The 22,341-nt window shown below is 62.1% G+C and carries 19 protein-coding genes; 9 read left to right on the top strand and 10 right to left on the bottom strand.

The window, feature by feature from the left end; all coding sequences use genetic code 11:
- Nucleotides 1-60: 60 nt before the first annotated feature.
- The gene (locus B5525_RS02585) at nt 61-1,542 is read right to left on the bottom strand and encodes a tannase/feruloyl esterase family alpha/beta hydrolase (RefSeq protein ID WP_172899807.1); all 1,482 of its coding nucleotides are present in this window, start codon (nt 1,540-1,542) and stop codon (nt 61-63) included.
- A 1,517-nt stretch (nt 1,543-3,059) separates the two neighbouring features.
- Here B5525_RS02585 and B5525_RS02580 point away from each other — a divergent pair.
- Together B5525_RS02580 and B5525_RS02575 are read left to right on the top strand one after the other, a co-directional pair.
- Entirely contained in the window at nt 3,060-4,661 is a 1,602-nt protein-coding gene (locus B5525_RS02580) for a hypothetical protein (protein ID WP_079564517.1), read from the top strand.
- 53 nt (nt 4,662-4,714) lie between these two features.
- Nucleotides 4,715-5,290 carry a tetratricopeptide repeat protein gene (locus B5525_RS02575; protein WP_079564516.1) on the top strand — a complete coding sequence of 192 codons (576 nt, stop codon included), beginning with the start codon at nt 4,715-4,717 and terminating at the stop codon, nt 5,288-5,290.
- Between the two features lie 938 nt (nt 5,291-6,228).
- Here the strand turns inward: B5525_RS02575 and B5525_RS02560 are convergent.
- The 4 genes from B5525_RS02560 to B5525_RS02545 form a co-directional block, all read right to left on the bottom strand.
- The gene (locus tag B5525_RS02560; RefSeq protein ID WP_079564513.1) at nt 6,229-6,642 is read right to left on the bottom strand and encodes a nuclear transport factor 2 family protein; all 414 of its coding nucleotides are present in this window, start codon (nt 6,640-6,642) and stop codon (nt 6,229-6,231) included.
- Between the two features lie 236 nt (nt 6,643-6,878).
- Nucleotides 6,879-7,988 (bottom strand): TQO small subunit DoxD, encoded by a 1,110-nt coding sequence (locus B5525_RS02555; protein WP_079564512.1) that lies wholly within the window; start codon nt 7,986-7,988, stop codon nt 6,879-6,881.
- 27 nt (nt 7,989-8,015) lie between these two features.
- Nucleotides 8,016-8,999, bottom strand: a complete 984-nt coding sequence (locus B5525_RS02550) for a molybdate ABC transporter substrate-binding protein (protein WP_079564511.1) — start codon at nt 8,997-8,999, stop codon at nt 8,016-8,018.
- Nucleotides 9,000-9,010: 11 nt separating this feature from the next.
- Nucleotides 9,011-9,793, bottom strand: coding sequence for a transcriptional initiation protein Tat (locus B5525_RS02545; RefSeq protein WP_079564509.1), 783 nt, complete (start codon nt 9,791-9,793; stop codon nt 9,011-9,013).
- A 431-nt stretch (nt 9,794-10,224) separates the two neighbouring features.
- Here B5525_RS02545 and B5525_RS02540 point away from each other — a divergent pair, with 431 nt between their 5' ends.
- Both B5525_RS02540 and B5525_RS02535 read left to right on the top strand, forming a co-directional pair.
- Entirely contained in the window at nt 10,225-11,073 is an 849-nt protein-coding gene (locus tag B5525_RS02540; RefSeq protein WP_079564507.1) for a metallophosphoesterase family protein, read from the top strand.
- 326 nt (nt 11,074-11,399) lie between these two features.
- Nucleotides 11,400-11,783, top strand: coding sequence for a DUF4345 domain-containing protein (locus tag B5525_RS02535; RefSeq protein WP_079564505.1), 384 nt, complete (start codon nt 11,400-11,402; stop codon nt 11,781-11,783).
- Between the two features lie 866 nt (nt 11,784-12,649).
- Here B5525_RS02535 and B5525_RS02530 read toward each other — a convergent pair.
- Both B5525_RS02530 and B5525_RS02525 read right to left on the bottom strand, forming a co-directional pair.
- Complete coding sequence (locus tag B5525_RS02530) at nt 12,650-13,492, bottom strand: AAA family ATPase (protein ID WP_079564503.1); 843 nt, start codon at nt 13,490-13,492, stop codon at nt 12,650-12,652.
- Nucleotides 13,493-13,611: 119 nt separating this feature from the next.
- Entirely contained in the window at nt 13,612-13,857 is a 246-nt protein-coding gene (locus B5525_RS02525; RefSeq protein ID WP_079564502.1) for a GlsB/YeaQ/YmgE family stress response membrane protein, read from the bottom strand.
- A gap of 110 nt (nt 13,858-13,967) precedes the next feature.
- On the opposite strand from B5525_RS02525, the gene B5525_RS02520 reads away from it, so the two are divergent.
- The 3 genes from B5525_RS02520 to sseA all read left to right on the top strand — a co-directional run bounded on the left by B5525_RS02520 (nt 13,968) and on the right by sseA (nt 16,704).
- Nucleotides 13,968-15,143 carry a vWA domain-containing protein gene (locus B5525_RS02520; RefSeq protein ID WP_079564500.1) on the top strand — a complete coding sequence of 392 codons (1,176 nt, stop codon included), beginning with the start codon at nt 13,968-13,970 and terminating at the stop codon, nt 15,141-15,143.
- Between the two features lie 155 nt (nt 15,144-15,298).
- Nucleotides 15,299-15,712 (top strand): rhodanese-like domain-containing protein, encoded by a 414-nt coding sequence (locus B5525_RS02515; protein ID WP_079564499.1) that lies wholly within the window; start codon nt 15,299-15,301, stop codon nt 15,710-15,712.
- Between the two features lie 128 nt (nt 15,713-15,840).
- A complete protein-coding gene (gene sseA, locus B5525_RS02510; protein WP_079564497.1) occupies nt 15,841-16,704 on the top strand; it encodes a 3-mercaptopyruvate sulfurtransferase in 864 nt (287 codons plus the stop codon).
- 3 nt (nt 16,705-16,707) lie between these two features.
- Here the strand turns inward: sseA and B5525_RS02505 are convergent, their stop codons facing one another.
- Nucleotides 16,708-17,589 carry a hypothetical protein gene (locus B5525_RS02505; protein WP_079564496.1) on the bottom strand — a complete coding sequence of 294 codons (882 nt, stop codon included), beginning with the start codon at nt 17,587-17,589 and terminating at the stop codon, nt 16,708-16,710.
- A gap of 358 nt (nt 17,590-17,947) precedes the next feature.
- Between B5525_RS02505 and B5525_RS02500 the strand changes: the two genes are divergently transcribed.
- Both B5525_RS02500 and B5525_RS02495 read left to right on the top strand, forming a co-directional pair.
- Nucleotides 17,948-19,261, top strand: coding sequence for a L,D-transpeptidase family protein (locus B5525_RS02500; RefSeq protein ID WP_154073025.1), 1,314 nt, complete (start codon nt 17,948-17,950; stop codon nt 19,259-19,261).
- 450 nt (nt 19,262-19,711) lie between these two features.
- Complete coding sequence (locus B5525_RS02495; protein ID WP_079572839.1) at nt 19,712-20,680, top strand: NAD-dependent epimerase/dehydratase family protein; 969 nt, start codon at nt 19,712-19,714, stop codon at nt 20,678-20,680.
- Between the two features lie 28 nt (nt 20,681-20,708).
- Here the strand turns inward: B5525_RS02495 and B5525_RS02490 are convergent, their stop codons facing one another.
- Complete coding sequence (locus B5525_RS02490; RefSeq protein ID WP_079564493.1) at nt 20,709-21,668, bottom strand: D-2-hydroxyacid dehydrogenase family protein; 960 nt, start codon at nt 21,666-21,668, stop codon at nt 20,709-20,711.
- A 218-nt stretch (nt 21,669-21,886) separates the two neighbouring features.
- Complete coding sequence (locus B5525_RS02485) at nt 21,887-22,129, bottom strand: hypothetical protein (protein WP_079564491.1); 243 nt, start codon at nt 22,127-22,129, stop codon at nt 21,887-21,889.
- Nucleotides 22,130-22,341: the final 212 nt, after the last annotated feature.

The following is a 22,341-nucleotide window of genomic DNA, read 5'->3' as shown; positions in this document are numbered from 1 at the left end:
AACGTGAAGGGCGCGGGGCCGCTCGCAAGCAATGCCCCGCGCCCGTCGCATGTCAGAGAACTAGTCGTGATCGTCGCCCTCGCGATCATTGGTTTCGCGATTGCCACGGTCAGGAAGTACCGCGTCAGCATCCCTGGTCGTGTCATTCACGATCCCGTTCGCGCAAGTCCAGTTTCCAGCGTCGGTGGGATCGCCGGAGCCTTTGTACGCCGCGAGTTTCGGGAATACGCATAGCGGGCGCGTGAATGCGACGCCGCTGGCGGGATTGTCGTTTATGAACTTGGTTGCGGTGATTCGATCCGGCGGAATCCCGGCCTCTACCCAATCGACAAGCGCTTTGAGGATGTCGTGCTGCGGATCTGACGACACCGGTGGTCCGAAAACATTGCCGAAGGCGTTGGCGCCAGCGCCCCCAAGGCAGTGTCCCATTCCGGGCGCCATGAACAATCGGGCGAACTTGTCCACGTTTTGCGCTCCGTACCTTTTTCGCAAGCGTTCAAAGTAGTTGGTCGTACCACGTGAGAAGATCAGCTGATCCGCAGTGCCGTGATAGGTGATATCCTTGGCTTTGTGCTCGATGAAACTATCCAGATCGGTACTGTCTGTTCCGATCACATTCTCGAACTTGAATTCGGAATTGAGGAAGTCCGTAACGAAGGACGCTTCCGTGATGGTGTGCCAGTCAAAGCTCGGATTCTGGTGCAACCAGTAGGCAAAATGATCCGTGCTGATGGGGAATGGGAACGATCCGTCGAGCCCGGCCAGACTCGCGCCACGATCGAGTCCGAACCACAGCCGGCGGCCATGCGGGTCGCGCGGGCCATCCCAGATTTTACTGACCGCACCGACTTCTTTCGAGGTCAAACAATTTGGATTTGCCGGCTGAGCCGAACAGCTCATTTGGGCAGGGTCGTACGTGCATAGCCGCGGATCGGCGAGAAAGGCGTCGCTGGCGCGGGTGCCATCACCGGATTTCCCGGTACAGGCAGCGACCGCCGCGTTGGTGACCGCGTTCAATTTCGCAGCTGAGATGGGCGCGCCCACTTCATTGTTCATGACCACCTGCCCCCATAATTCCGCCGGGATGAAACGATCCCAGTTGAAGGCCGGTGAGCCGGTGAGGTATCCGTCATATTCCTCGGGGTGGCGTTGGGCCATAATCCAGCCCTGTCGCCCTCCGGTCGAGCATCCGGTCCAGTAGCTAAAGCGCGGACCCGTTCCATAGAAGGCTCGCGTGATCGCTTTGCCTTTTCGAGCGAGCTCCAATTCGGAGCGCTCGGCAAAGTCCTGGATGAGGCCGGCATTCAGTGTATCGGCGGGCTGCTTCAACCCAAATCCGCCACCACCCAGGCCATTGTTGGGCGCGAAAGCAGAGTGGCCGGTATCGGTGGTAGCCGTCACGTATCCTGCCGCGATCGCACTGGCTAGCGACGTCCAGGTAATCGTGCCGGCGTAGCCGCCGCCGCCAACCCCCTGGAACCGATTGGTCCATGCACTGGGAAGCGGAAGCCAAATCTCGATATTGATGGCCGGCTCGACCACGACCGAGACTTCGCAAAACGCCGGCAGATTGGGTATTGGCGGAGATGCATGGGCGCGCGCAGCCGTCGGGACAAAGCCCACCGGGTCAGGCGGCTGGAACGTACCTCCAGGGAAAGACCTGGCTGTTATCGAGGTAACATCTGGAATCTCCAAGCTTGCTAAACTCTCGCAGTTCGCTGCGGCTGAAACGCTTGGTACAGCGACGACTGCGCCCAGCAGAACCGCTGAGCACGACAACACTCTCAATCCACTCACCATGATCTTCCTCCCTTTTTGACTCTTCTTCACTCATTGCTGCGTCTAACCAATCAGCGTGGTCGCACGAGAGATCCGTGGCCATAACTGCCGTACAGCGCGACAGAACGGATCGACAAAGAGCGGCGTATCCCCTCGGCCTTGGTCAACACTGTTGCTGAGAACGTCGTCACCACGGCGGCGCAACGCGTTGTGAATTCAGGTGATTGGAAATAAAATGCATGCCTGCGGGAAGGTCCGAAGATTTCGCGCAGCCGGCCGCCTTCGAAAGCACGCGGTTTTCGACCGCAGGAGCCTCCCCCAGCTATTTATTCTGCATTATAGTTCATGCGACCATGAAACGAGCCCGACGTCAAGAGCTGAGATGGACTCACGCGTAAAATGCAATCTGCCGTGAGCGCCCGCGGAGCGCTCGCCGCCGAAAACGAGTTTCTGAATGGTGGTCCGCCCCATCTTCAAAGAAGTTTCTAATGTCACCAGCAGGTAACGTCAGGCGGAAGCGACTTCCGGCTTTGGCCGATATCGTTGCAAAAGTCTTTTTGGGGTGGCGAAGGAAAATTCTTAGAGCCGCTGATGCGTTTTACGCGCGGCGACGTTGCGTCATCCAAAATCGATCACGGGGCTCCGTAGTGGCATTGAAAAGCGACGCAGCAGCAGAGATCGACTTTCGCGAGATTTTTAGGGCTGTTCGATTTTCGACTTTTGCAACAATATCGGGACGTTTGAGACCTGCCGACCAGCTGGGCAAATGTCTGTTTCTCGGGGGAGATCGGAAGTGATTGGTGCACGGCCAAAACGGCGCTTCTGACCCAATGCTGACTTCCGTGGACTCTTACCGCACTCCCTACGGCATAGGAAGCGCCGTCCTGGACTAGGTCTGAAGGCACTGGCTAGACCGACGAACAAAATCGGCATGTTCCGGGGAAGGCCACTACCTGAAATGGGCAAGGTCGCCTGACCCTTTTGATCTCCCGCAGTGTTTTAATTTGACTAGTGATTCACTGTGCGAAAGCGCACAGTGAATCGATCATCGCCCGCCCCTGATGTTTTTGGTGGCTGAGAGCGTTGTGCTCCTGCGTCGCGAGGCGAACATCAGGCGAATGGCGCGCCTTGGACCGATGCGTTTGTCCGGATCGTAAGCCCTTGGCAGGACACCCGGGCAACAGTCAAAATCTGGAGCCAGAGGAATAGACGGAGCCCTACGCGACCAATGGAGCAAGCTCACAGACCATCGCTCGCGCCAGCCAGAGAGGAGACTTACGATGAACACGCAATCGTGGCGAATCTCATTTGCGGCTGGCCTGATCGCCGCGGCGCTCACAAGCGGCGCAATCGCCCAGCAAGACGAAAAGCTCGGCAAGGTGGTCTTCCCTACCTCTTGCGATCCCAATGTGCAGGCCGAATTCGATCGCGGCGTCGCCATGCTGCATTCGTACTGGTTCCTAAAGGCTCGCCGGACGTTCGAAGGGATTCTACAGCAGGATCCCACCTGCGCGATGGCACATTGGGGTGTGGCGATGGACTTCCTCGGCAACACCCTGGCAACAACGCCGACGCGGACCGACGCGCAGGCGGCTTGGGACGCACTCGAAAAAGCGCGGGTGACCGGGGCGAAGACGCAGCGCGAGCGCGACTGGATCGAGGCACTCAGCGCGTATTTCCGTGACTATGACAAAGTCGCCGTGGATGCCCGACTGGCGGCCTACAATGCCGCGATGGAGCGGATGGCGCAAAGTTATCCTAACGACTACGAGATACAGGTCTTTTATGCGCTGACGCTTCAGGCCTCGGCGCCGAAAAATGACCTCACCTACGCCAACCAGATCAAATCGGCGACGCTTCTGGAGAAGCTTTTCGAGCAGAACCCACAGCATCCGGGTGTAACGCACTACCTGATTCACGCCTACGACTTTGCGCCGCTTGCCGAGAAGGGAATTGCGTCGGCGCGACGCTATGCCAGCATTGCGCCGGCCGTACCACATGCGCGGCACATGCCTTCGCACATCTACTCCATGGTCGGACTTTGGGAAGAATCCATCGCCTCGAACGCGACGGCGCTTGAGGTCCAGCCCGACTACTATCACGCGTCGGATTTTACGGTCTACGCCCATCTGCAGCTCGCGCAGGACGCCAAAGCCGATGCCATGATCAAGAAATCGCTCGCCACGGCCGACCGCGGCGATCGTCCGATCAATTTCGTCAATTTCACCGCGAAGGCCGCAATGCCGGCGCGTTACGTCCTGGAACGGGCGGACTGGGCCGGCGCTGCGGCGTTGCCGATGACCCCCACCCAATATCCCATGGCGGATTCGTTGATCCGCTTCACGCGCGGTCTCGGCATGGCGCGCACTGGCGATCTCGCAGGGGCTAAAGAAGAGATCGAAGCGATGAAGGCGTTGCGCACGACACTGCAGCGCGCCGACCAGTCCTACTGGGCCGATCGTACCGAGGAGCAAATGCTTGCCGTTTCGGCTTGGGTCGCACTGAAGGAAGGTGCGGGCGATCAGGCACTGCGGTTCATGCGAGCAGCAGCTGACAGCGAAGACGGTAGCCTCAAGCACGTGGCAATGGAGAATCGGCTCTATCCGTTCCGCGAACTACTGGCGGAATTGCTTCTTGAGACAGGGCAGCCAGCAGCAGCGCTGAACGAGTTCGAGACCGCGCTCAAGCAGACGCCCAACCGCTTCCGCGCGTTCTGGGGAGCCGCCCGCGCTGCCGACAGCGCGGGTGACCGCCAGAAGGCATCCGAGTACTTCGGCAAGCTGGTGGACTTGGCCAAGAACGCTGATACGGAGCGGCAGGAAATCCGTGAGGCCAAGGCATACTCGCGCCGAGATGATACGATAGGTGGTGTACGAAAATAACTCCTCGGTTGTCGGACTGAGCGCCCGGCAGCCGTCAATTCGAGAAGACAACGATGATCCGCGCGATCGCATTGGCTACAATGCTCGGCGCGCTGGTGGCCAGCGTGGCCGTCTACACCATAACCTCGCCCGGCTGGCGGAACGGGATTACACCGCAGTTCGGCGGACTCGACCGTCGGGGCGAGACGGCCATCGCGGCCGAAGCATGGCCGATCTGCACCACCATGGCGGCGGTCGTATCGAATGCCGACTGGGCGCAACTCGACCCCGATTTCAAGGCCGGCAAGAAGGCGCTAGGCGCAGAGAATTGGAACGCTGCAGTCGCAGCATTCGAGTTCGCCGCGCTGCGCGACCCAACTAGTGCCGATATTCAGAACTACATTGGCTATGCCTATCGGCGGCTGCATCAGATGGGTCCGGCCATGAGCCATTATCAGCAGGCGTTGATGTTAAATCCCCGCCACCGCAGCGCGCATGAGCATCTCGGTGAAGCTTATCTGGTGCTTGGGGAGCCGGCCAAAGCGCAGCAACTGCTGGCGGCGCTGGAAAATCTCTGCCTCATTCCCTGCGAGGAATACGACGACCTCAAGCGAGCCATTGCGGCGTACAGAAGGCTGGCCACGCGCTGAGCTCTTTCACTACAAACCAAATCCACCTGGTGTTCCGCTGGGGGAAGCCGCCGGTCGATCTCATTAACGGACCTGCCCAAGCAGTCGCTGCATGTCCGTTGACGGGGGGTAAAGCGGTCTTCCGGATTGCGCAGCTCGACGTCCGAGTTTGACCACGAACCGGACGAACCGTGCCGGTCTCACAATGTCCGTTGATCGGGGTATTTCGGAGTGCGCCGGGAGACCGGCAAGGAGTAGATGGTGCAAGTCCATCACGATGAAGGAGTAGCGAACCGCATCGGCCCCGAGTCATGCGCAGATAGCCGCGAGGGCATCGGCGAAGCGTTGACAGGGGAGCGCATAGGCCAGCCATTGAGCCGCGATAGTACCCCTCATCCTGCGCGCCGACGTCGTTCCGGTGACGGAAGGCAACACGGATGGGCGCGATGGTGCGAGCGCCCAAGACGACCCGGCGTGGTCTTAGACACTGGCATGTGCGGACGCTCTTTGCTCGGGAACCGGGAGATCTCATGGTCGGCCAGCGCCACATGCGTTTAGCACTGGTCCGTGTCGGGAAGGCGAGGAGCCGTAGCCGATGATGTACGATCGTGAGAAGTCTGACCCCGCCATAGTAGCTGTGAAGCCGACGAACAAGGCCGGGCAACCGGCTGCGGAGTTGGTGGAGCCAAGGGCGGGGGCCGAGGGGAATGTGAGTCAGCAAAGCACGGGCCGGGCACAGTACCGGGGAATCGTGTCACAGGCGCTGAAGCGCATACGGAATCTCGTGAGAATCACGACGCGCCGTTACACAGCCGAGGCGGCAGCCGTATGCCCGAATTGGGCTCGTACGGATCTGTGCGGGAGGGGGAGGTAACTCGCGTCCCTACCGCGAAAGTGGTTGGTAGCCGGTCAAAACGACGCGATTGACCAGCAGACCCATGCAAGGTTCTGCTCGCGCATTATGTGGGCGGCGAGTCGAGGTAAACATAAAGAGCCGCGATCTTGCCGCCGTGTGCGATAATGAAATCCACACCGGTGTACGCGGGCGTTTCGCCTTTCGGCCCCGAGCCCCATGCCAGGCGTCCCGAATTGTGCAGAACCTGCGGCGAGCCATGAGGCGTATAAACATAGTGTGGATGCGTCGCTCGGAGATCGCCGGCGAACTTGTCCAGTGCGTCGTGACCGACGAAGGTGCCGGGCGGCGCGTACAGCACACAGTCCTCGGTATAAAGTTCCTGAATTGCGCTCCTTCGGCGAGCCGGATCACCTTCACCGAATACTTCCGGAAGATTGCGGTTGAGCAGCGTCTCGATACCACTCACATCTACGCCCACCGATGGCGCGACGCTATCCTTGCTGGCATGTTGGTTCATCGGAGCACTCCTTGTCTGTGGCGCGATGATATGGTTGCTGGCTCAACCAGCGAAACAGAAATAATTGAAAGTCATCGTTTCAGTTTTTTGGTGTATGGGCGATGACTTGCCGCGCTTCGACGGCCCGGTGCTCATCAGCGATATGCGGATACTTTGCCCACCGCCAACGCCCGCACCCAATGGCCGATCGGCGACCGGGCGGATGCCGCTGTCCGGTATCCAGCCCGGCCTTTGGCCTAAGGTTTGCCGTCCAGCGTTGTCGCGAAGGTCCGGCCGTCCACATCCGTGAGCCGAATGAATCTCGCCTGGGGAGTGGCACCGGAGGCAGGCGGGGGCAGTGTCACGGTGGCGGCAGCTCCCATCGGCGCTCGGACCCCGAAAGGACCGGGCGCGAATTTGTTGTAGGCGTAATCGTTCATGAAGGCGGTCTTTGGCAACGCGGAGAGCGCGGCGGCGTCGTAATGCGCGAGTGGCTGGTTGTTGGCGTCGCGCAGATCGGCTGCGACGACATGCACCGGCGCTTCGGGCGTACCGGCATCGAGATAGACGTGAAAGCGAACCGAGCCATCCGGCAGCAATCTGGCGTCGCTGAGCGTGAGATGATGCTTCGTCGGGCTGACCGGTCCGCCATGGAACGGCGTCACTACCGAGCCACGATAGTAGCTGTAGGTCCCGATATCGAACACCAATACGAAGCCGAGCACCGCGAACGTCAGGTTGCGGAAGGCGATATCCTTGAGCGGCAACGGCAGGCTTCCGGCCATCCAGCGGAACCAGGGTTTTTCTGCCAGCGTGGGATTGCGACGAATCAAGACGTTGTCGATCGAGCAAGCGCCGCTGCCGCCAAGCAGCAGCGTTGCGCCCATAGCGAGATTGCAGGCGGCCATTGTCCATTCATCGATGCAGGTCGCGCCCTGCCAGCCGAACATCGCCATCAGCAGCACGGAAAAACCTATCGATACCAGAGCGGCGACGCGGGTCAGGGCTCCCGCCATCAGCATCGCGCCGACGATCAGTTCGGCGGCACTGAACAGGATCACGCCGGCATAGAGCAGCCAGAAGTGGTGCAGCATGAAACTGATAACGTGGTCGGTGCCGAACAGCGCACCGGGCATTGCGGTCTGAAACTTGTTCGCCATCCAGGTGGGCGCGTCCGGGTTCAGCTTCGAGGGCGCGTAGATGAAGCGCCGGGAGCCGCCGCCCCAGTAGATGAAGCCCTGGATGACGCGGACCGAAAGCAAGGCAAGTGCCGCCGTTCGCCACATGCGCTGGCCTTCGGTCAAACGATGGGCATTGTCGGTCGATCGCGCCACACCGGGTGCGGATGTAAAAGAAAGAGTAGACATGAGTGCATCTCCTGAAGTGGCGCGCGATCAATCGGCCGACGCGGCGCGCGTGTAGGGCTTGAATCCGTAGCGTTCGAAGATCGAAAGGGCGGTGGGCGAACGGACGAACGACAACCAGAGCCGAGCCGCCTCCGCATGCGCCGCACCCTTCACCTCCGCGCCGGCATAGATCGCGATTGAGTTCTGCGCGGACGGGATGTCGACATGGGTGATCGGATTACCGATCTGCTCCTGGAAGATCGCCTCTGATTGCCAGGTTACGCCGGCCTGTGCGCGTCCCTGCATCAGGAAGAGAGGCGTTTGTCGATGATGGATCCGGGTCAGAACCGTGCTGCCGTGGGCAACCTTCGTCCTGTAAACGGTCGTGTCTAGCGCGTCACCGCCGGCTTCCTTCAGCGAGGCCTCGATCTGCCGGGCGATACCTTCGAACTCGGGATTCGGCATCGCCACATGAAGGCCGGGCCGCGCCAGGTCGGAGAGACCTTTGACATGGCCCGGATTGCCCGCCGGCACCATGATCGTCAGGGAATTGGTGACGTAAGGGACGGCCGCACCGGTCAGCACGCCCTGATCGATCAGGCCCTGAACCTTCTTGAGGCCTGCCAAATAGGCATCCGGCTTCGCCGTCCAGGTCATGTTGCCCGAGGTGACGGTACCGCCGGCCTCGATCTGCTTCTCGAGCAGGCCGGGCGGAAGGGTTTCCCAGTAGATCCTTCCCTTGAATTCGGGATGCTGTTGCTCGAAGGCCGCAACCAGCGGTGCCATGGCGAAGAAGTAATTGCCACCGACATAGAGCACGAGCTTCGGGTCAGACACGTTGCCATGGAAATCGGCAAGGTCGTCTACCTCAGGAACTGTAAATGAGAGGCCGCGCTGTGTCGTGTCGTTGTTCTCTCCGTGCTGCCAGGGTGGAAAGATCGGATCGTGCCGGACCGGTTCCGCGGCGTGTGCGGCGAGCGGCAGAACGATGGCGGCGGCCAGCACCGCGGTGCAAAAGGCTGTCTTGCGCATGTGAGCCTCCCTCACGCCGCGTAGTGAAAGCCGGCTTGCTGCAGTTCCGGAATCGTTGCGACGATTCCGGGGGTCAGCACCACGCCGTCGATGAGATGGTTGGTCAGTTCGGCCGCCACCGCCTCGTGCGAGGCGTGATCCGGATTGTTGCCGGAGGCGATGAGCTTGGCGGTCACCTCCCAGATCGCGTTGTGGCAAGCCATGAAGACGACGCCGCGGTCCTGCAGCGCGGGGATGGTGTCGCCGTCCGGCCCGAACACGCTTTCGGGATCCTCGCTTTGCGCGAAAGCAGTTGGGGCCGGCTTGGGTACCGCCAGCGTGTTGGTCTTGAACTTGGCCTCGGCAAGCGCCGCGAGTTCGTACTTGTCCCACGTCGCCTGGTCGAACAATGCGAGGTGAGCCGTGCCGTGTGTGGCGGAGACGGCAAGAAAATCCGTGTGTCCGAAGGAAAAGATCTGCGCATTGATCGAGTTGCGCATCAGGTTGAGCCAGGGACTCGCGAGAGCGGTGTTGTTCCACACCTGCTTCCGCGTGCCGCGATAGGCGATGATCTCCTTGAGCGCTTCGTCATCCCAGAAATCAGGATGCTGGAGAATCATCGGCGTGGTCTTGAAATCGCGTCGGCGAGGCGCGCGGCGCAACCGGTCCATCAAATCGGAGAGCTCCCGGGCGCCGGGCGGGATGATGCGCTCGGTCGTAGCGGCGCGCGAGGGACCAGCGGCAAGTGCCGCGGCGCCGACCGCCAGCGCTCCAAAGCCGACAAGAGCGCTGCGCCGTGAGTTATCGATCGTCATTCGTGCCTCCTCAAGCTGCGTGTGCGGCGGACAAATGGAGCGTTTCTCCAGCGAGCCCGTCTTCAACCTGTGAGGTAAGGACTTGCGGAAGTGGTTCCAACGCAATTTTTGGATCGATCTGATCGGTTCTTGTGATGAAACGATGCGGGATTTCGATTCTCGCGATTTGCGCGCGCCGGTACTCGGTCTAACAATCGCCGGAGCCGATGCGGAGGCGGCCGGGTCCATCGCTGGTGAAGGCGTGTGCTCGTATTGGCGCTCTCGAGGCATCCCCGCGCACTCGGAGCTTGTCGGTCATAGGGTTAGAACGGAAGCCGTCGACCGATTGCCAAAACGGCGCTTTTGACCCGAGGCCGACCTCACCGGCGAAAGCGTTCACATCACTGTTGTCTCGGTGTTCTAGCCTGCCCGCACAGGGTTAGGGAGCCGGCATGGCCCGCATCGTCGTTCTATCGGACATCCACCTTTCGCCGACACACGGTTTCTTCTGGGAGAACTGGTGCGTGGCGCGCGAGTTTGCCGACGGCGCCAAGGCTGATGCGGTGATCGTCAATGGCGACCTGGCGATCAACGGACCTGACAGTGACGCCGAGATCGCCTTCGCAGCCACCGCGCTGGGGAACCTGCGCGCGCGTGTCATGGCCCTGCCTGGCAACCACGACGTCGGCGACGAGCCACCCGGCCAGGACCCTGACCAGATCATCAATGCAGACCGGCTCGCACGATGGGACGGCTCTTTTGCCACCGATCGCTGGGTCCTGGACGCCGGAGATTGGCGCCTGGTCGGTGTCAACGCGCAGCTCTTCGGCTCCGGCCTCGCGCGGGAACAATCACAGGATCAGTGGCTCGACGAGCAGTTGAGCGCCGCCGGGCGGCCCACCGCGCTGTTCCTGCACAAGCCGGTCTTCCTCGAAGGTCCAATCGACGATGTCTTGAGTCCCTCATGCATGGTGCCGTCGGCGCGGGCACGACTGCTCGACAGGCTCGATCGGTCCGACGTGCGTCTGATCGTCAGCGGTCACCTGCATCAACATCGCGACCGCACGTTCGGCGGCCAGCGGCATCTATGGGTACCTGCCGTCGCCTTTGCCGCCGCGCAGGCGCGTGGCGGCGATGGCCGTTGCGGCGTCACGGTACTCGACTTCTCTCAAAACAATGTCGAGGTCACAATCGAACGGCCACGTGAGCTGGTCTCGCACGACCTGGCCGCAATCAAGGGGCACGGCCGCTATCAGTTCCTGCGCGATATGCCGCCTTCTCCTCCACCCCACGCCGGCTGACGTAGGCTCGCACCCGCTCCCGGGCAAAAAGACATCGCTCTGTCGAAACCGATGGAGCCGGTTCTCCGAGAAGTAATATGCTGACTTCTGGTTTTGGCAGATATTGTTGCAAAAGTCGAAAATCGAGCTGCTCCGAACATCTCGCGAAAGTTGATTCTTGGACATTCTTGCCGCTGCAAGGCCCTGTAGTGGCGCTACGAAGGTCCATGGTCGTTTTTGCGTGAAGCGATGTGGCGAAACACCCCTACGCGTCGGCACCCCGCGTCACAATGTTGGCCAGATACAGCGGAAAGCTATTCGCGCCTGATAAAGCCGGCAGCAGCGACATGAACAAGCGTGGGCTACAGATCGCAATGGCGCTATTAGGTGCCATCCCTGTTCTTACCGGGATCATTGGCATGTTTGGCCTCAGCGATCCGCTCTACGCTTCGGTTGGAATTCCCGCAAACGCGGTGCTCGATAGCAATCTTCGCTTCTTTGGCGGCGTATGGTTGGGCCTGGGATTTTCACTTTACCTGCTCATTCCAAATATAGAAAAGCAAACACTTTTATTTCGTGTGTTGTGGGGCATGATTTTTCTGGGTGGAATAGGCCGCCTGGCGTCGATGCTCTTTCTCGCTCTGCCGCCGCTACCATTCATTGGGTTCACAGTTTTGGAAATCATTGGTGCGCCCTTCTTCATCTGGTGGCAGGCCCGTTTACCGAGATGACTTTCGTGAGTCCGCTTCTGGGCACTTTTCGGAACTGCCAACCGGCACCGAAGATGTCCGCTTCTCGGCATAGAGCGGAAGTGGTTGGCGAATGTGACCCGACGGGCAAATCAGTCCGTTTATCGAATTTGCTGTCTAGCCCCTTTCGGGAAAATATTCGGATTTTCAGAAATGGCAAATCACCTTTATAACCCTCGCCGTCCCGCTCCTCAGAGGGGCGTTGCGCAACGTCACGAAACGCGGAGCGGGATGCGGTGGACGCTGGGTGCGCGCTTGACGGGCGATGCGGCTGGCGGACGGCGAAGGCGTGTGGTCCTGACGCCCCGACGCTGGCGTCAAGTTCCTGAGGTGCAAATTTCTCAGGGGCGACGGTGGCAAGAAAGCCCGGTCACCGGGGAGAGCGCGTTATAAGCCGTAAAACCATTGCGCGGGGAATGCCGGGTGATTCCGGTGTGACCTGACTAACGCGTGTGCGTTCTACCACTATCCTTGCACACGCGGCTATCGGGCGCATCGGGCGCCCGGCATTCCCTGCGCCCTCTGATGCGGGAGGGCGGAACGAACCGGTAAAACCTCGCGCGAAACGCGCGGCGAGATCGCGAAGCCGTGCGCGGTGATCTCCCCTCCCACCACGCGCCCTTGCGCGTGGCGGGGTCCGAGGCGAGCAAAGCTCGCTCTCGAGGTAGGGGGTGGGGGGTCTATCAGTTTACTTCTCTGGCAAAGAGTTTGCCGAGGCACCCCCCGCCCCCGACCCCTAAGAGCGAGCTTCGCTCGTCTCGACCCCGCCGCTTCGCGGGTGGGAGGGGAGAAGAGGAGAGGCGAGGCGTTCTTCTGCGATGGCAGGCCGTTTGAAAACGAAATCCCGCTCACACTTCTCTTCGGCTCAGAAACGCCAGCCGCTCGAACAAATGCACGTCCTGTTCGTTCTTCAACAGCGCGCCATGCAGCGGCGGGATCAGCTTGCGCGGGTCGCGCTCCCTGAGCATCTCCGGCGTGATGTCTTCGTTGAGCAGGAGTTTCAGCCAATCCAGCAATTCCGAGGTCGACGGCTTCTTCTTCAGGCCCGGCACGTCGCGCACCTCGAAGAAGATCCGCAGCGCTTCTTCCACCAGGCGCTTCTTGATGCCGGGGAAATGCACGTCGACGATCTTGTTCATGGTGTCGGCGTCGGGAAACTTGATGTAGTGGAAGAAGCAGCGGCGCAGGAAGGCGTCCGGCAATTCTTTCTCGTTGTTCGAGGTGATCATCACGATCGGGCGCAGGCTCGCCTTGATGTTCTCGCCGGTCTCGTAGACGAAGAACTCCATGCGATCGAGTTCGAGCAACAGGTCGTTGGGAAACTCGATGTCGGCCTTGTCGATTTCGTCGATCAGGAGCACCGGGCGCTTCTCGTGGGTGAAGGCCTCCCACAATTTGCCGCGCTTGATGTAATTCGAAATATCGGAAACCCGGGAGTCGCCGAGCTGGCTGTCGCGCAGGCGCGACACCGCGTCGTATTCGTAAAGGCCCTGCTGGGCCTTGGTGGTGGACTTGATATGCCAGGTCAACAGCGGCGCGCCGAGCGCCTTGGCGACTTCCTCGGCCAGCACGGTCTTGCCGGTGCCGGGCTCACCCTTGATCAGCAGCGGGCGCTCGAGCACGATCGAGGCGTTGACGGCGACCTTGAGGTCGTCGGTGGCGACGTAGTTCTTGGTGCCGGTAAATTTCATCTAGTCGTTGCCTTGTTGCTTGTTCTTGAGCGCGGATCTTTCTTGAGCAAAGACTCCGCGCCGTTGCCTGAACGGGAAACCGCCGCCTGTGCGCTGGATGCGGGGATCAAAGGAATTTGTCAAACGCGTTTGATCAGCGAGAGGATCACGAGCACGACGACCGCGCCGATCGTGGCGTCGAGGATCGAGCCGAGCGTGCCGGAGGCGAGTTCGACATGCAGCTGCGGCAACAGCCAGCCCGCGACCAGCGCGCCGATGATGCCGACCACGATGTTGCCGATCAGCCCGAAACCGGCGCCGCGCACGATCACGCCGGCGAGCCAGCCGGCGATCGCGCCGATCACGAGTGCCGCCAAGATACCCATCGAAAATGCCCCGCTGAAAAGCCCTGTAACCTCAATTCTAGTTGAAAAACCGGGCAGGTCTAGGCCCCTCTGCCCTTGACGTCCACGGTGCGGCGGGCAATCTGTGATCCATGTTCCTGCAATTCTTCACATCGCTGCGCGACGCCCAGGTCCCGGTCACCTTGCGCGAATATCTGACGCTGATGGAGGCGCTCGACGCCGACCTCGCCGAGCAGACGGTGGAGAATTTCTACTATCTGTCGCGCGCGACCCTGGTAAAGGACGAGCGTAATCTCGACAAGTTCGACCGCGTGTTCGGTACCGTGTTCAAGGGGCTGGAAAGCCTGCTCGACGCCATGGAGAAGGCGGACATTCCGGCCGAATGGCTGAAGAAGCTCGCGGAGAAATACCTCACCGAGGAGGAGAAGAAGCAGATCGAGGCGATGGGCTGGGACAAGCTCATGGAGACCCTGCGCCAGCGCCTGAAGGAGCAGCAGGGTCGCCACCAGGGTGGCAACAAGTGGATCGGCACCGCCGGCACCTCGCCGTTCGGCGCCCACGGCTACAACCCCGAAGGGGTGCGGATCGGCCAGGAGAAGAACCGCAACAACCGCGCGGTGAAGGTGTGGGACAAGCGCGAGTTCAGGGATCTCGACGGCAATGTCGAGCTCGGCATCCGCAACATCAAGATCGCGCTGCGGCGGTTGCGCAAGTTCGCCCGCACCGGGGCGCCGGACGAACTCGACCTCGACACCACGATCAAGGAGACCGCCAACCATGGCTATCTCGACGTGCATATGCGCCCCGAACGGCGCAACGCGGTCAAGGTTCTGGTATTCTTCGACATCGGCGGCTCGATGGATTCCCATATCGAGCAGGTCGAGGAGCTGTTCTCGGCGGCGAAGAGCGAATTCAAGCACATGGAATATTTCTACTTCCACAACTGCCTCTACGAGGGCGTGTGGAAGCAGAACAAGCGGCGCTTCACCGATCGCACGCCGACCTGGGACGTGCTGCATAAATATCCGCACGACTACAAGGTGGTGTTCGTCGGCGATGCCTCGATGTCGCCTTACGAGATCATGGTGCCCGGCGGCTCGGTCGAGCATGTCAATGAAGAGGCGGGCTCGGTCTGGCTCGATCGTATCATTCGCACCTATCAGCACGCGGTCTGGCTCAACCCGGTGGCGCAGCGGCACTGGGACTATTCGGAATCTACCACCCTGATCCGCCGGCTGTTTTCGGAGCGCATGTTCCCGATCACCATCGAAGGTCTCGAAGGCGCGATGAAGGAACTGGTACGGTAGAACGTCCTGTCGTCATTCCGGACGGTCCGAAGGACCGATCCGGAATCTGGAGATGATGGAATTCGATCGAGATTCTCAGGTGCGCAATTGCGCACCATAGTTCGATGCTTCGCATCGCCCCGGAATGACGGGAGTAAATAACGGAGGTGCAAGCAATGCCCCAGACCATTCACCGCGGTATCAAGTCGCTGATCGACGAGGCCAATGCCGAGATCGAAACCGTCAGCGCCACCGACGCCATCAGGATCGCGCATAACGACGACGTCGTGATCGTCGACATCCGCGATCCCCGCGAGATCGAGCGCGACGGCAAAATACCGGGCGCGTTCTCCTGCACCCGCGGCATGCTGGAATTCTGGATCGATCCGGCGAGCCCCTATGCCAAGCCGATCTTCCAGGAGGATAAGAAATTCATCTTTCATTGCGCCGGCGGCATGCGCTCGGCGCTGGCGGCGAAGACCGCGCAGGACATGGGGCTGAAGCCGGTCGCGCATATGGCTGGCGGCTTTGCCGCCTGGCGCGACGCCGGCGGCCCGGTGGAGAAGTGGGAGCCGAAGAAGAAGGACTGACGTTTCCTTCGTCATTCCGGGGCGCGCGCAGCGCGAACCCGGAATCTCGAGATCGAGATAACGACTTCTGGATTCCGGGTTCGCACCTTTCGGCGCGCCCCGGAATGACAACAAGGATTTTGCATCCAATGACATCATCCACCGACGATCCGCTTGTTACCACCGACTGGCTTGCCGCCCGTCTCGACGATCCCAAGGTGAAAATCATCGATGCGTCCTACAAGATGCCCGGCGTGCTGCCGCTGCCATCGGATGATTATCTGTCCGGACACATTCCGGGCGCGGTGTTCTTCAACGTCAACACCATCGCCGACCCCGATGACCCGAGACCGCATATGTATCCGAGTGCCGAGCAGTTCGCGCGCGACGTCGCAGCACTCGGGATTTCCAGTGACGATACCGTGGTGGCCTATGATTCCGGCGGCTGGGTCGCAGCCCCCCGGGCGTGGTGGATGTTCCTGTCGTTCGGCCATCCCAAGGTGAAGGTGCTCGACGGCGGCCTGAAGAAATGGCTGCGCGAGGGGCGCCCGACCCATTCCGGAAAGGTCACCCCGACAAAGCCCGGAAAATTCCAGGCCACCCTCGATTCCAGCTTCGTACGCAGCCAGCAGCAATTGCTCGGCAATCTCGACAGCCGGCGTGAGCAACTGGTCGATGCGCGGCCGCGGGCGCGGTTCGAGGGCACGGTCGCCGAGCCGTGGCCGGGCCGCCGCTCCGGCCACATTCCGGGCAGCCGCAACGTGCCCTATGCCGAATTGTTCGACGCCGCGACCGGCGCCATGAAGCCGCTCGAGGAACTGCGCAAGGCCTTCACCGGCGCCGGCGTCGACTTGGCAAAACCAATCGTGACGAGCTGCGGCTCCGGCGTTTCCGCGCTGGTGCTGACGCTCGCGCTGTATCGGCTCGGCGTGCGCGGCACCGCGCTGTACGATGGCTCGTGGGCCGAATGGGGCCTGCCCGACGGTCCGCCGGTGGCGACTGGTCCGGCCTGAAACTCAGCGGGTGCGCGCCGCTGCGCCTATCGGCGCCGGCTGCGGCTGAGGGAAGGATTGAATGAAAGGGTTAACCGACTGCTGCCGTTGCGCCAGGAGCAATGCCTCCCGCGCCGCGCGCGCCGCCATTCGGCGCCGCTGCGCCGCCCGCCGCGCCCGCAGACGCTTCTTGATCGCGCTTTGGTCGGGCTTGGCTTGGTCCGGCATGGCGCCGATGGGTTTGGCCGGCGGTTTCGGCTCGATGGTGGCGGACGGATTGTCGAGCGCGGCGACTTTCACCGAGGCGACGTCGGCTCCAGGCGCGGCGGCTTGCGAAGACGCCGCCGCATCGGTTACGCCTGCAGTTGGGATGGCGTCGTTCGCCGGCTGCGAGACCGGTTCGGTTGCGGCCTGCTCGGTGGACGCGACCTTGGCATCGCTGAGGGATGCCGCCTTCGTGGCGTCAGCCATGGGCGTATCGCTTGGCACTGCCGCAACCTGGTCTGGTGCCGGATTTTCCGCGGCCGGCATGTCGGGCTTTGCAGCGGCTGGCGGCGCTGCCGAGTCCTGCGCCAGCGCGGCGTTGCCGTCAGGCTCTACTGGTGGCGGAATCGCGGAAGGATCGATTGCCCGTGTACCGTCCGATGCCTTTTGCTCCGTGGCCGGCGGCTCGAATCGCAGCATCGCGAGCACAGGCCTAGACGCTTCTCTTGAGGCGTCTCTCGAGGCGTCCCTTGGGGCTTCGGCTTGTTGCGCGAACGTGGCCTCCGGGGCGGCGTGCCAGGAGGGGTTGCTGGCGAACTGCTCATGGGCCGCCCGCAGTAGCGCCGTTGCGCCAAGCCCGAAGACCAGTATCGACATCGTAAACAACGTCGCCGCGAACAAAAAACGGAAGCCGGGCAGCATGGACAGGCAAATTCCGCCTTCGCTTGAGATTTGCGAAGGCCTATGAGCATCTGGGAACGCGGTGACCACTGAATTGGCCGTGTTCGCGACGCATCGGGCACCCAGCGCGCAGCGAATCAGGCTGGTTCAAGGATACCGCAAGGTTGCCGTGGCGGTTGGTACAATTCGGCGGAATAAAGCCCTCGGGAAGGCCCGACAGTCGTTTCCTCACCCGGTGAGGCTTAGCTGCAACGGTGCTGCTGCGGATCACAAAATGCCGAAACGGGCGCGAGTTAGCGGATTTGTCTTGAATGCGCCGCTATCTTCGGCCATCTGCCCATTAACCGTACGGTGTCTGCTTGGGGACTATACAACAGCGATGATGAGCAAACGCATTCTGACGATTTGTGCTGCCCTGATGGCGGGTGCGGCGGGAACCTCGCTCGCGCTGGCGCAAGGGTATCCGGTCTCCCCGCCGGGTCCGGTCTATACGACGGCGCCGCAGCCTTATCCTCCTGGCGGCTATCCGGCCGATTATCGCCGTGGCCCCGGTGCGCCGGATTTTGATTCGCTGGAAGATGACGAGGCGCCGAACGCGCTGCCGCCGCCCGGCCCGATCCTGTCGCCGGATGATCCGCGTTACGCCCATCCCGAAAACGCCCGGCCGATCTACACCGATCGTGGCGCGCCGGCCGGCCCGGTGATGTCGCCCGACGATCCGCGTTACGGTCGTCCGACTGGCGCTCCGCCGGTTTATTCCGACCGCGCGGTGCCGACCGGCCCGGTGATGTCGCCGGACGATCCGCGTTACGGCCGTCCGGCCGGCGCGCCGCCGGTCTATTCCGACCGCGCGGTGCCGACCGGCCCGGTCATGTCGCCCGATGACCCCCGTTACGGTCGGCCCAATGGTCCGCCGGCGGTGATCTATTCGGACCGCGCTCCTGGAGCCGGAAATCCCAATGACGACCGCGGCCTGCGTCCGCCCGAGGTCATCGCGGCGCCGGCTCCCAACAGCGTCACAGGCTCGGTGCAGCCGGCGCCGATCGGCGCCGACGGCAAGCCAATGGTGCTGTCCGCGCTGCCACCGGACGAGCAACCGGAGGCCGGTCCGGCCGAACTCGCGCCGAAGCTGCGCCGGCAGGAAGTCACTTTCGCCACCAAGGAACCCGCGGGAACGCTGATCGTCGATACCCCGAACACCTATCTCTACTACGTGCTGGGTGGCGGACGCGCGATTCGCTACGGAGTCCGCGTCGGCCGCGACGGCTTTACCTGGACCGGCGTGCAGAAGATCACCCGCAAGGCCGAGTGGCCGGATTGGCATCCGCCGCCGGAGATGATCGATCGTCAGCCCTATCTGCCGCGCTTCATGGCCGGCGGCCCCGGCAATCCCCTGGGCGCGCGTGCGATGTATCTCGGCAATACGGTCTATCGCATCCATGGCACCAACCAGCCCTCGACCATCGGCAAATTCGTTTCGTCGGGCTGCATCGGGATGCTGAACGAGGACGTCTCGGACCTGTTCGATCGCGTCAAGGTCGGCACCCGCGTGGTCGTGCTGCCCGGCGGCGCCCCGCCGGCTTCGACCACCACCGCCTCAGCCGCGCCGATCCCCGGACCGAACGCCGGCCCGGTTGGCGGCACGCAGCCGACCGTGGTGCCGCCGCTGCCCGCGCCGGTGACGGTGCGCTAGCCGCTTCGATCGAGCCAAACAGACATCATGGAAAAAGGCGCGCGCCGAGCGCGCCTTTTTTGTTGTGTTCTGCAATTGCAAGCGCGTGCAGTCCTGCTTGAGGAACTCGCCGGCGGCCGCGGGCTGCCTGGTTGCGCCATCCGGCAGATAGGATTTCAGGAACCGTGAAATTGCGCCTGTCGCGCCCTGCTGGACGCATCGCGACAATTTGACTGTGACGGGATTTCCTTGCGGCGCGATCAGGAGGATTCTGACTCAGTCGGACTGCTCTTCCACGAAGGCGAAGAATACTTCGACCGTGGCGCGGAACTTGTGTTCTTCGGTCGTCGAAGACGTTCCGATCATCTGACGTTTCGCCAGCAGATCGTCGCGTATCGAGCACGGCAGCGTTTGATATTGCCCGCAGGCTTGGCGATCGCGTCCAATGCAACGATTGAGAGGAACTCAGCCATGCGAATCTTTGTTGCAGGCGCTACCGGCGCCGTCGGCCGTCCGCTCGTTCCGGCCCTGATCACGGCAGGCCATTCCGTCGTAGGGTTGACCCGCACGGCTTCCAAGGCCGATTTCATCCGACGGATGGGCGCGGAGCCCGTCGTCGCCGACGGCCTCGACGCGGCGGCGATCCGCGCGGCGGTCGCCGCCGCAAAGCCGGACGTCATCATTCACGAAATGACCGATCTGACCGGCGCAACCGACCTCAGGCATTTCAATCGCGCCTTCGCCGCCAGCAACCGGCTGCGGACGCTGGGCACCGATTACCTGCTGGCGGCCGCGCGCGAGTCCGGCGTCCAGCGCTTCATCGCCCAGAGCTACTGCGGTTGGCCCTATGTCCGCAGCGGCGTTGCCGTCAAAACCGAAGCCGATGAACTCGATCCCGATCCGCCGGAAGAGCTCCGCCCGAGCCTGGAGGCGATCCGGCATCTCGAGCACGACGTCACCACCTCGTCGCAGCCCGAAGGCATCGTGCTGCGCTACGGCACGTTTTACGGGCCGGACACCGGGACGCTGGATCATGCCATGATCGAGCAGATCCGTCACCGCCGCGTGCCGCTGATCGGCGACGGCGGCGGCTGGTGGTCGTTCGTGCATGTCGACGACGCCGCTGCCGCTACCGTCAGGGCGGTCGAACGCGGCAAGCCCGGCAACATCTACAATATCGTGGACGACGAACCCGCCGAGGTCAGCGAGTGGCTGCCCGCGCTGGCGCAGATGTTAGGCGCAAAGCCGCCGTTTCATCTGCCGGCCTGGATCGCCCGCCTGGTGGCGGGTGAACACATGGTTTCCATGATGACGCAGGTGCGGGCCGGCTCGAACGTCAAGGCCAAACGTGAGCTCGATTGGGAGCCGGTTCATCCGTCATGGCGCGAAGGCTTCGCGGTGATCGCACGGCAAACCATGGCGCACAGGGCGGCCGCGTGATCGGCAGGTCAGGCGCGCCGCTCGCGGCTCAAGCCAGCCGCCGCAGCGGCTCGCCCATGAACCAGGCGTCGATGCCATCGACCATCTGGCCGTAATGCGCTCCAAAACTCTCCTCGGTGACGTAGCCGAGATGCGGCGTCAGCACGAGGTTGTCGAGCTTGCGGAAGGGATGATCGAGCGGCAGCGGCTCGACCGAGAACACGTCGATCGCGGCGCCGGCGATCTTGCGTGCTTTCAGGGTTTCCAACAGCGCGGTTTCGTCGACGATCGGTCCGCGCGCGGTATTGACGAGGTAGCTGGTCGGCTTCATGCGCGCGAAATCGGCGGTTCCGACCAGGCCGCGCGAGCGCTGGCTCAGCACCATGTGAATGGTGATGATGTCGGCGGCCGCGAACAGTTCCTCCTTGGTCGCGTAACCGACGCCGACTTCCTTGCACCGCTCCGGCGTCAGGTTCGGGCTCCAGGCGATCACGTTCATGCCGAAGGCTTTCGCAAGCCCCGAAACCTTGGCGCCCAGCTTGCCGAGCCCGACCACGCCCAGCGTCCTGCCTTCGATCTCGATGCCGATGAATTTCTGCCAGAACTCGCCGGCATGCATGCGCGCGCTCTCGCGGCCAATGTTGCGGGTCAGCTCCAGGATCAGGCCCATGGTCAGGGCCGCGGTGGGGTCGCGGCCCCATTGGGTTCCGCAGACCACCACGTGATGGTCCTTGGCGGCCTCCAGATCGAACGAGGCGTTGCGCATGCCCGAGGTGATCAGGAGCTTCAGCTTGGGCAAGGCCGCGAACAGCGCGCGCGGAAACGGCGTGCGCTCGCGCATCGCACAGACAATCTCGAAATCCGCAAGCGCCGCAGCTGCGGCTTCAGGCGAGGCAAACGGTTCGGTGAATACCTTGACATCGACGCGATCGCTGATCTTCGACCAGTCCGCCATCCGCAACGTCAGGTCCATGTAGTCATCGAGAATCGCACAGCGCAGCCGCGTCATGGGAAGGTCCGTCTCAGCGAGGATGACGGCGCGGAATGTGCCGTCAGGAGTGCGGCCATCGTCGCGCGCAAAACCCGCGCGCGCAAGCGCCTGCCGCTCAAAAATGGATTTTGGCGTGGGAGCGTTTTCAAGCGAAGCGGAGACCGGTTCGCGTCAAGAAGACCCGTCCAGGTGAAGAATCCAGAAGCCCGTTCCAATTCTATCGAAACGGAAAGGCGTTAGGTGCGCGGCGACCCGACCGCCTTGGCGGCCCGGATTTCGACGACCATCGACTGGACCGCGGGCGACAGTGCCTTGTGCTTGGCGCGCCAGGCCGGGCCCGGACCGCGCATATAGTGCAGTTCCGGGCGATAGGGGTCGAATGCCCTGAGGAAGAACTGGCGCCAAAAGCCCCGGATTGCGGGTTCGCGTTTTCCCCGCTGGGTAGCGGAGGAAAGGGAGTCTGACGTGATGGTTGCCATGACGCGGCCCGCTGTTTTCGCCGGCGACTTCTGTCGCGGGGAACGCCTTTTGAGGCGTCGAAAGCCAGTTTTGGGCTGATTTGTTAAAAGAAGGTTTCAATTGTCCGGATCCGGCGTCAGCATGGTATCGATCCCGTAATGATCCGTGGTGAACGGATGGAAAACAGGGGCGCGCGGTTGCCCTTTGGGGTCCGCGCCGCTACATCAGCGGC

The organism is Bradyrhizobium erythrophlei, assembly GCF_900129505.1.
Lineage (GTDB): Bacteria > Pseudomonadota > Alphaproteobacteria > Rhizobiales > Xanthobacteraceae > Bradyrhizobium > Bradyrhizobium erythrophlei_D.
This window is presented reverse-complemented; position numbering and strand designations above follow the sequence as displayed.

Bases quoted from the DNA above. Each gene is read 5' to 3' on its own strand.
- B5525_RS02580 (WP_079564517.1), top strand. From the start codon at position 3,060: ATGAACACGCAATCGTGGCGAATCTCATTTGCGGCTGGCCTGATCGCC.
- B5525_RS02575 (WP_079564516.1), top strand. From the start codon at position 4,715: ATGATCCGCGCGATCGCATTGGCTACAATGCTCGGCGCGCTGGTGGCC.
- B5525_RS02560 (WP_079564513.1), bottom strand. From the start codon at position 6,642: ATGAACCAACATGCCAGCAAGGATAGCGTCGCGCCATCGGTGGGCGTA.
- B5525_RS02555 (WP_079564512.1), bottom strand. From the start codon at position 7,988: ATGTCTACTCTTTCTTTTACATCCGCACCCGGTGTGGCGCGATCGACC.
- B5525_RS02550 (WP_079564511.1), bottom strand. From the start codon at position 8,999: ATGCGCAAGACAGCCTTTTGCACCGCGGTGCTGGCCGCCGCCATCGTT.
- B5525_RS02545 (WP_079564509.1), bottom strand. From the start codon at position 9,793: ATGACGATCGATAACTCACGGCGCAGCGCTCTTGTCGGCTTTGGAGCG.
- B5525_RS02540 (WP_079564507.1), top strand. From the start codon at position 10,225: ATGGCCCGCATCGTCGTTCTATCGGACATCCACCTTTCGCCGACACAC.
- B5525_RS02535 (WP_079564505.1), top strand. From the start codon at position 11,400: ATGAACAAGCGTGGGCTACAGATCGCAATGGCGCTATTAGGTGCCATC.
- B5525_RS02530 (WP_079564503.1), bottom strand. From the start codon at position 13,492: ATGAAATTTACCGGCACCAAGAACTACGTCGCCACCGACGACCTCAAG.
- B5525_RS02525 (WP_079564502.1), bottom strand. From the start codon at position 13,857: ATGGGTATCTTGGCGGCACTCGTGATCGGCGCGATCGCCGGCTGGCTC.
- B5525_RS02520 (WP_079564500.1), top strand. From the start codon at position 13,968: ATGTTCCTGCAATTCTTCACATCGCTGCGCGACGCCCAGGTCCCGGTC.
- B5525_RS02515 (WP_079564499.1), top strand. From the start codon at position 15,299: ATGCCCCAGACCATTCACCGCGGTATCAAGTCGCTGATCGACGAGGCC.
- sseA (WP_079564497.1), top strand. From the start codon at position 15,841: ATGACATCATCCACCGACGATCCGCTTGTTACCACCGACTGGCTTGCC.
- B5525_RS02505 (WP_079564496.1), bottom strand. From the start codon at position 17,589: ATGCTGCCCGGCTTCCGTTTTTTGTTCGCGGCGACGTTGTTTACGATG.
- B5525_RS02500 (WP_154073025.1), top strand. From the start codon at position 17,948: ATGATGAGCAAACGCATTCTGACGATTTGTGCTGCCCTGATGGCGGGT.
- B5525_RS02495 (WP_079572839.1), top strand. From the start codon at position 19,712: ATGCGAATCTTTGTTGCAGGCGCTACCGGCGCCGTCGGCCGTCCGCTC.
- B5525_RS02490 (WP_079564493.1), bottom strand. From the start codon at position 21,668: ATGACGCGGCTGCGCTGTGCGATTCTCGATGACTACATGGACCTGACG.
- B5525_RS02485 (WP_079564491.1), bottom strand. From the start codon at position 22,129: ATGGCAACCATCACGTCAGACTCCCTTTCCTCCGCTACCCAGCGGGGA.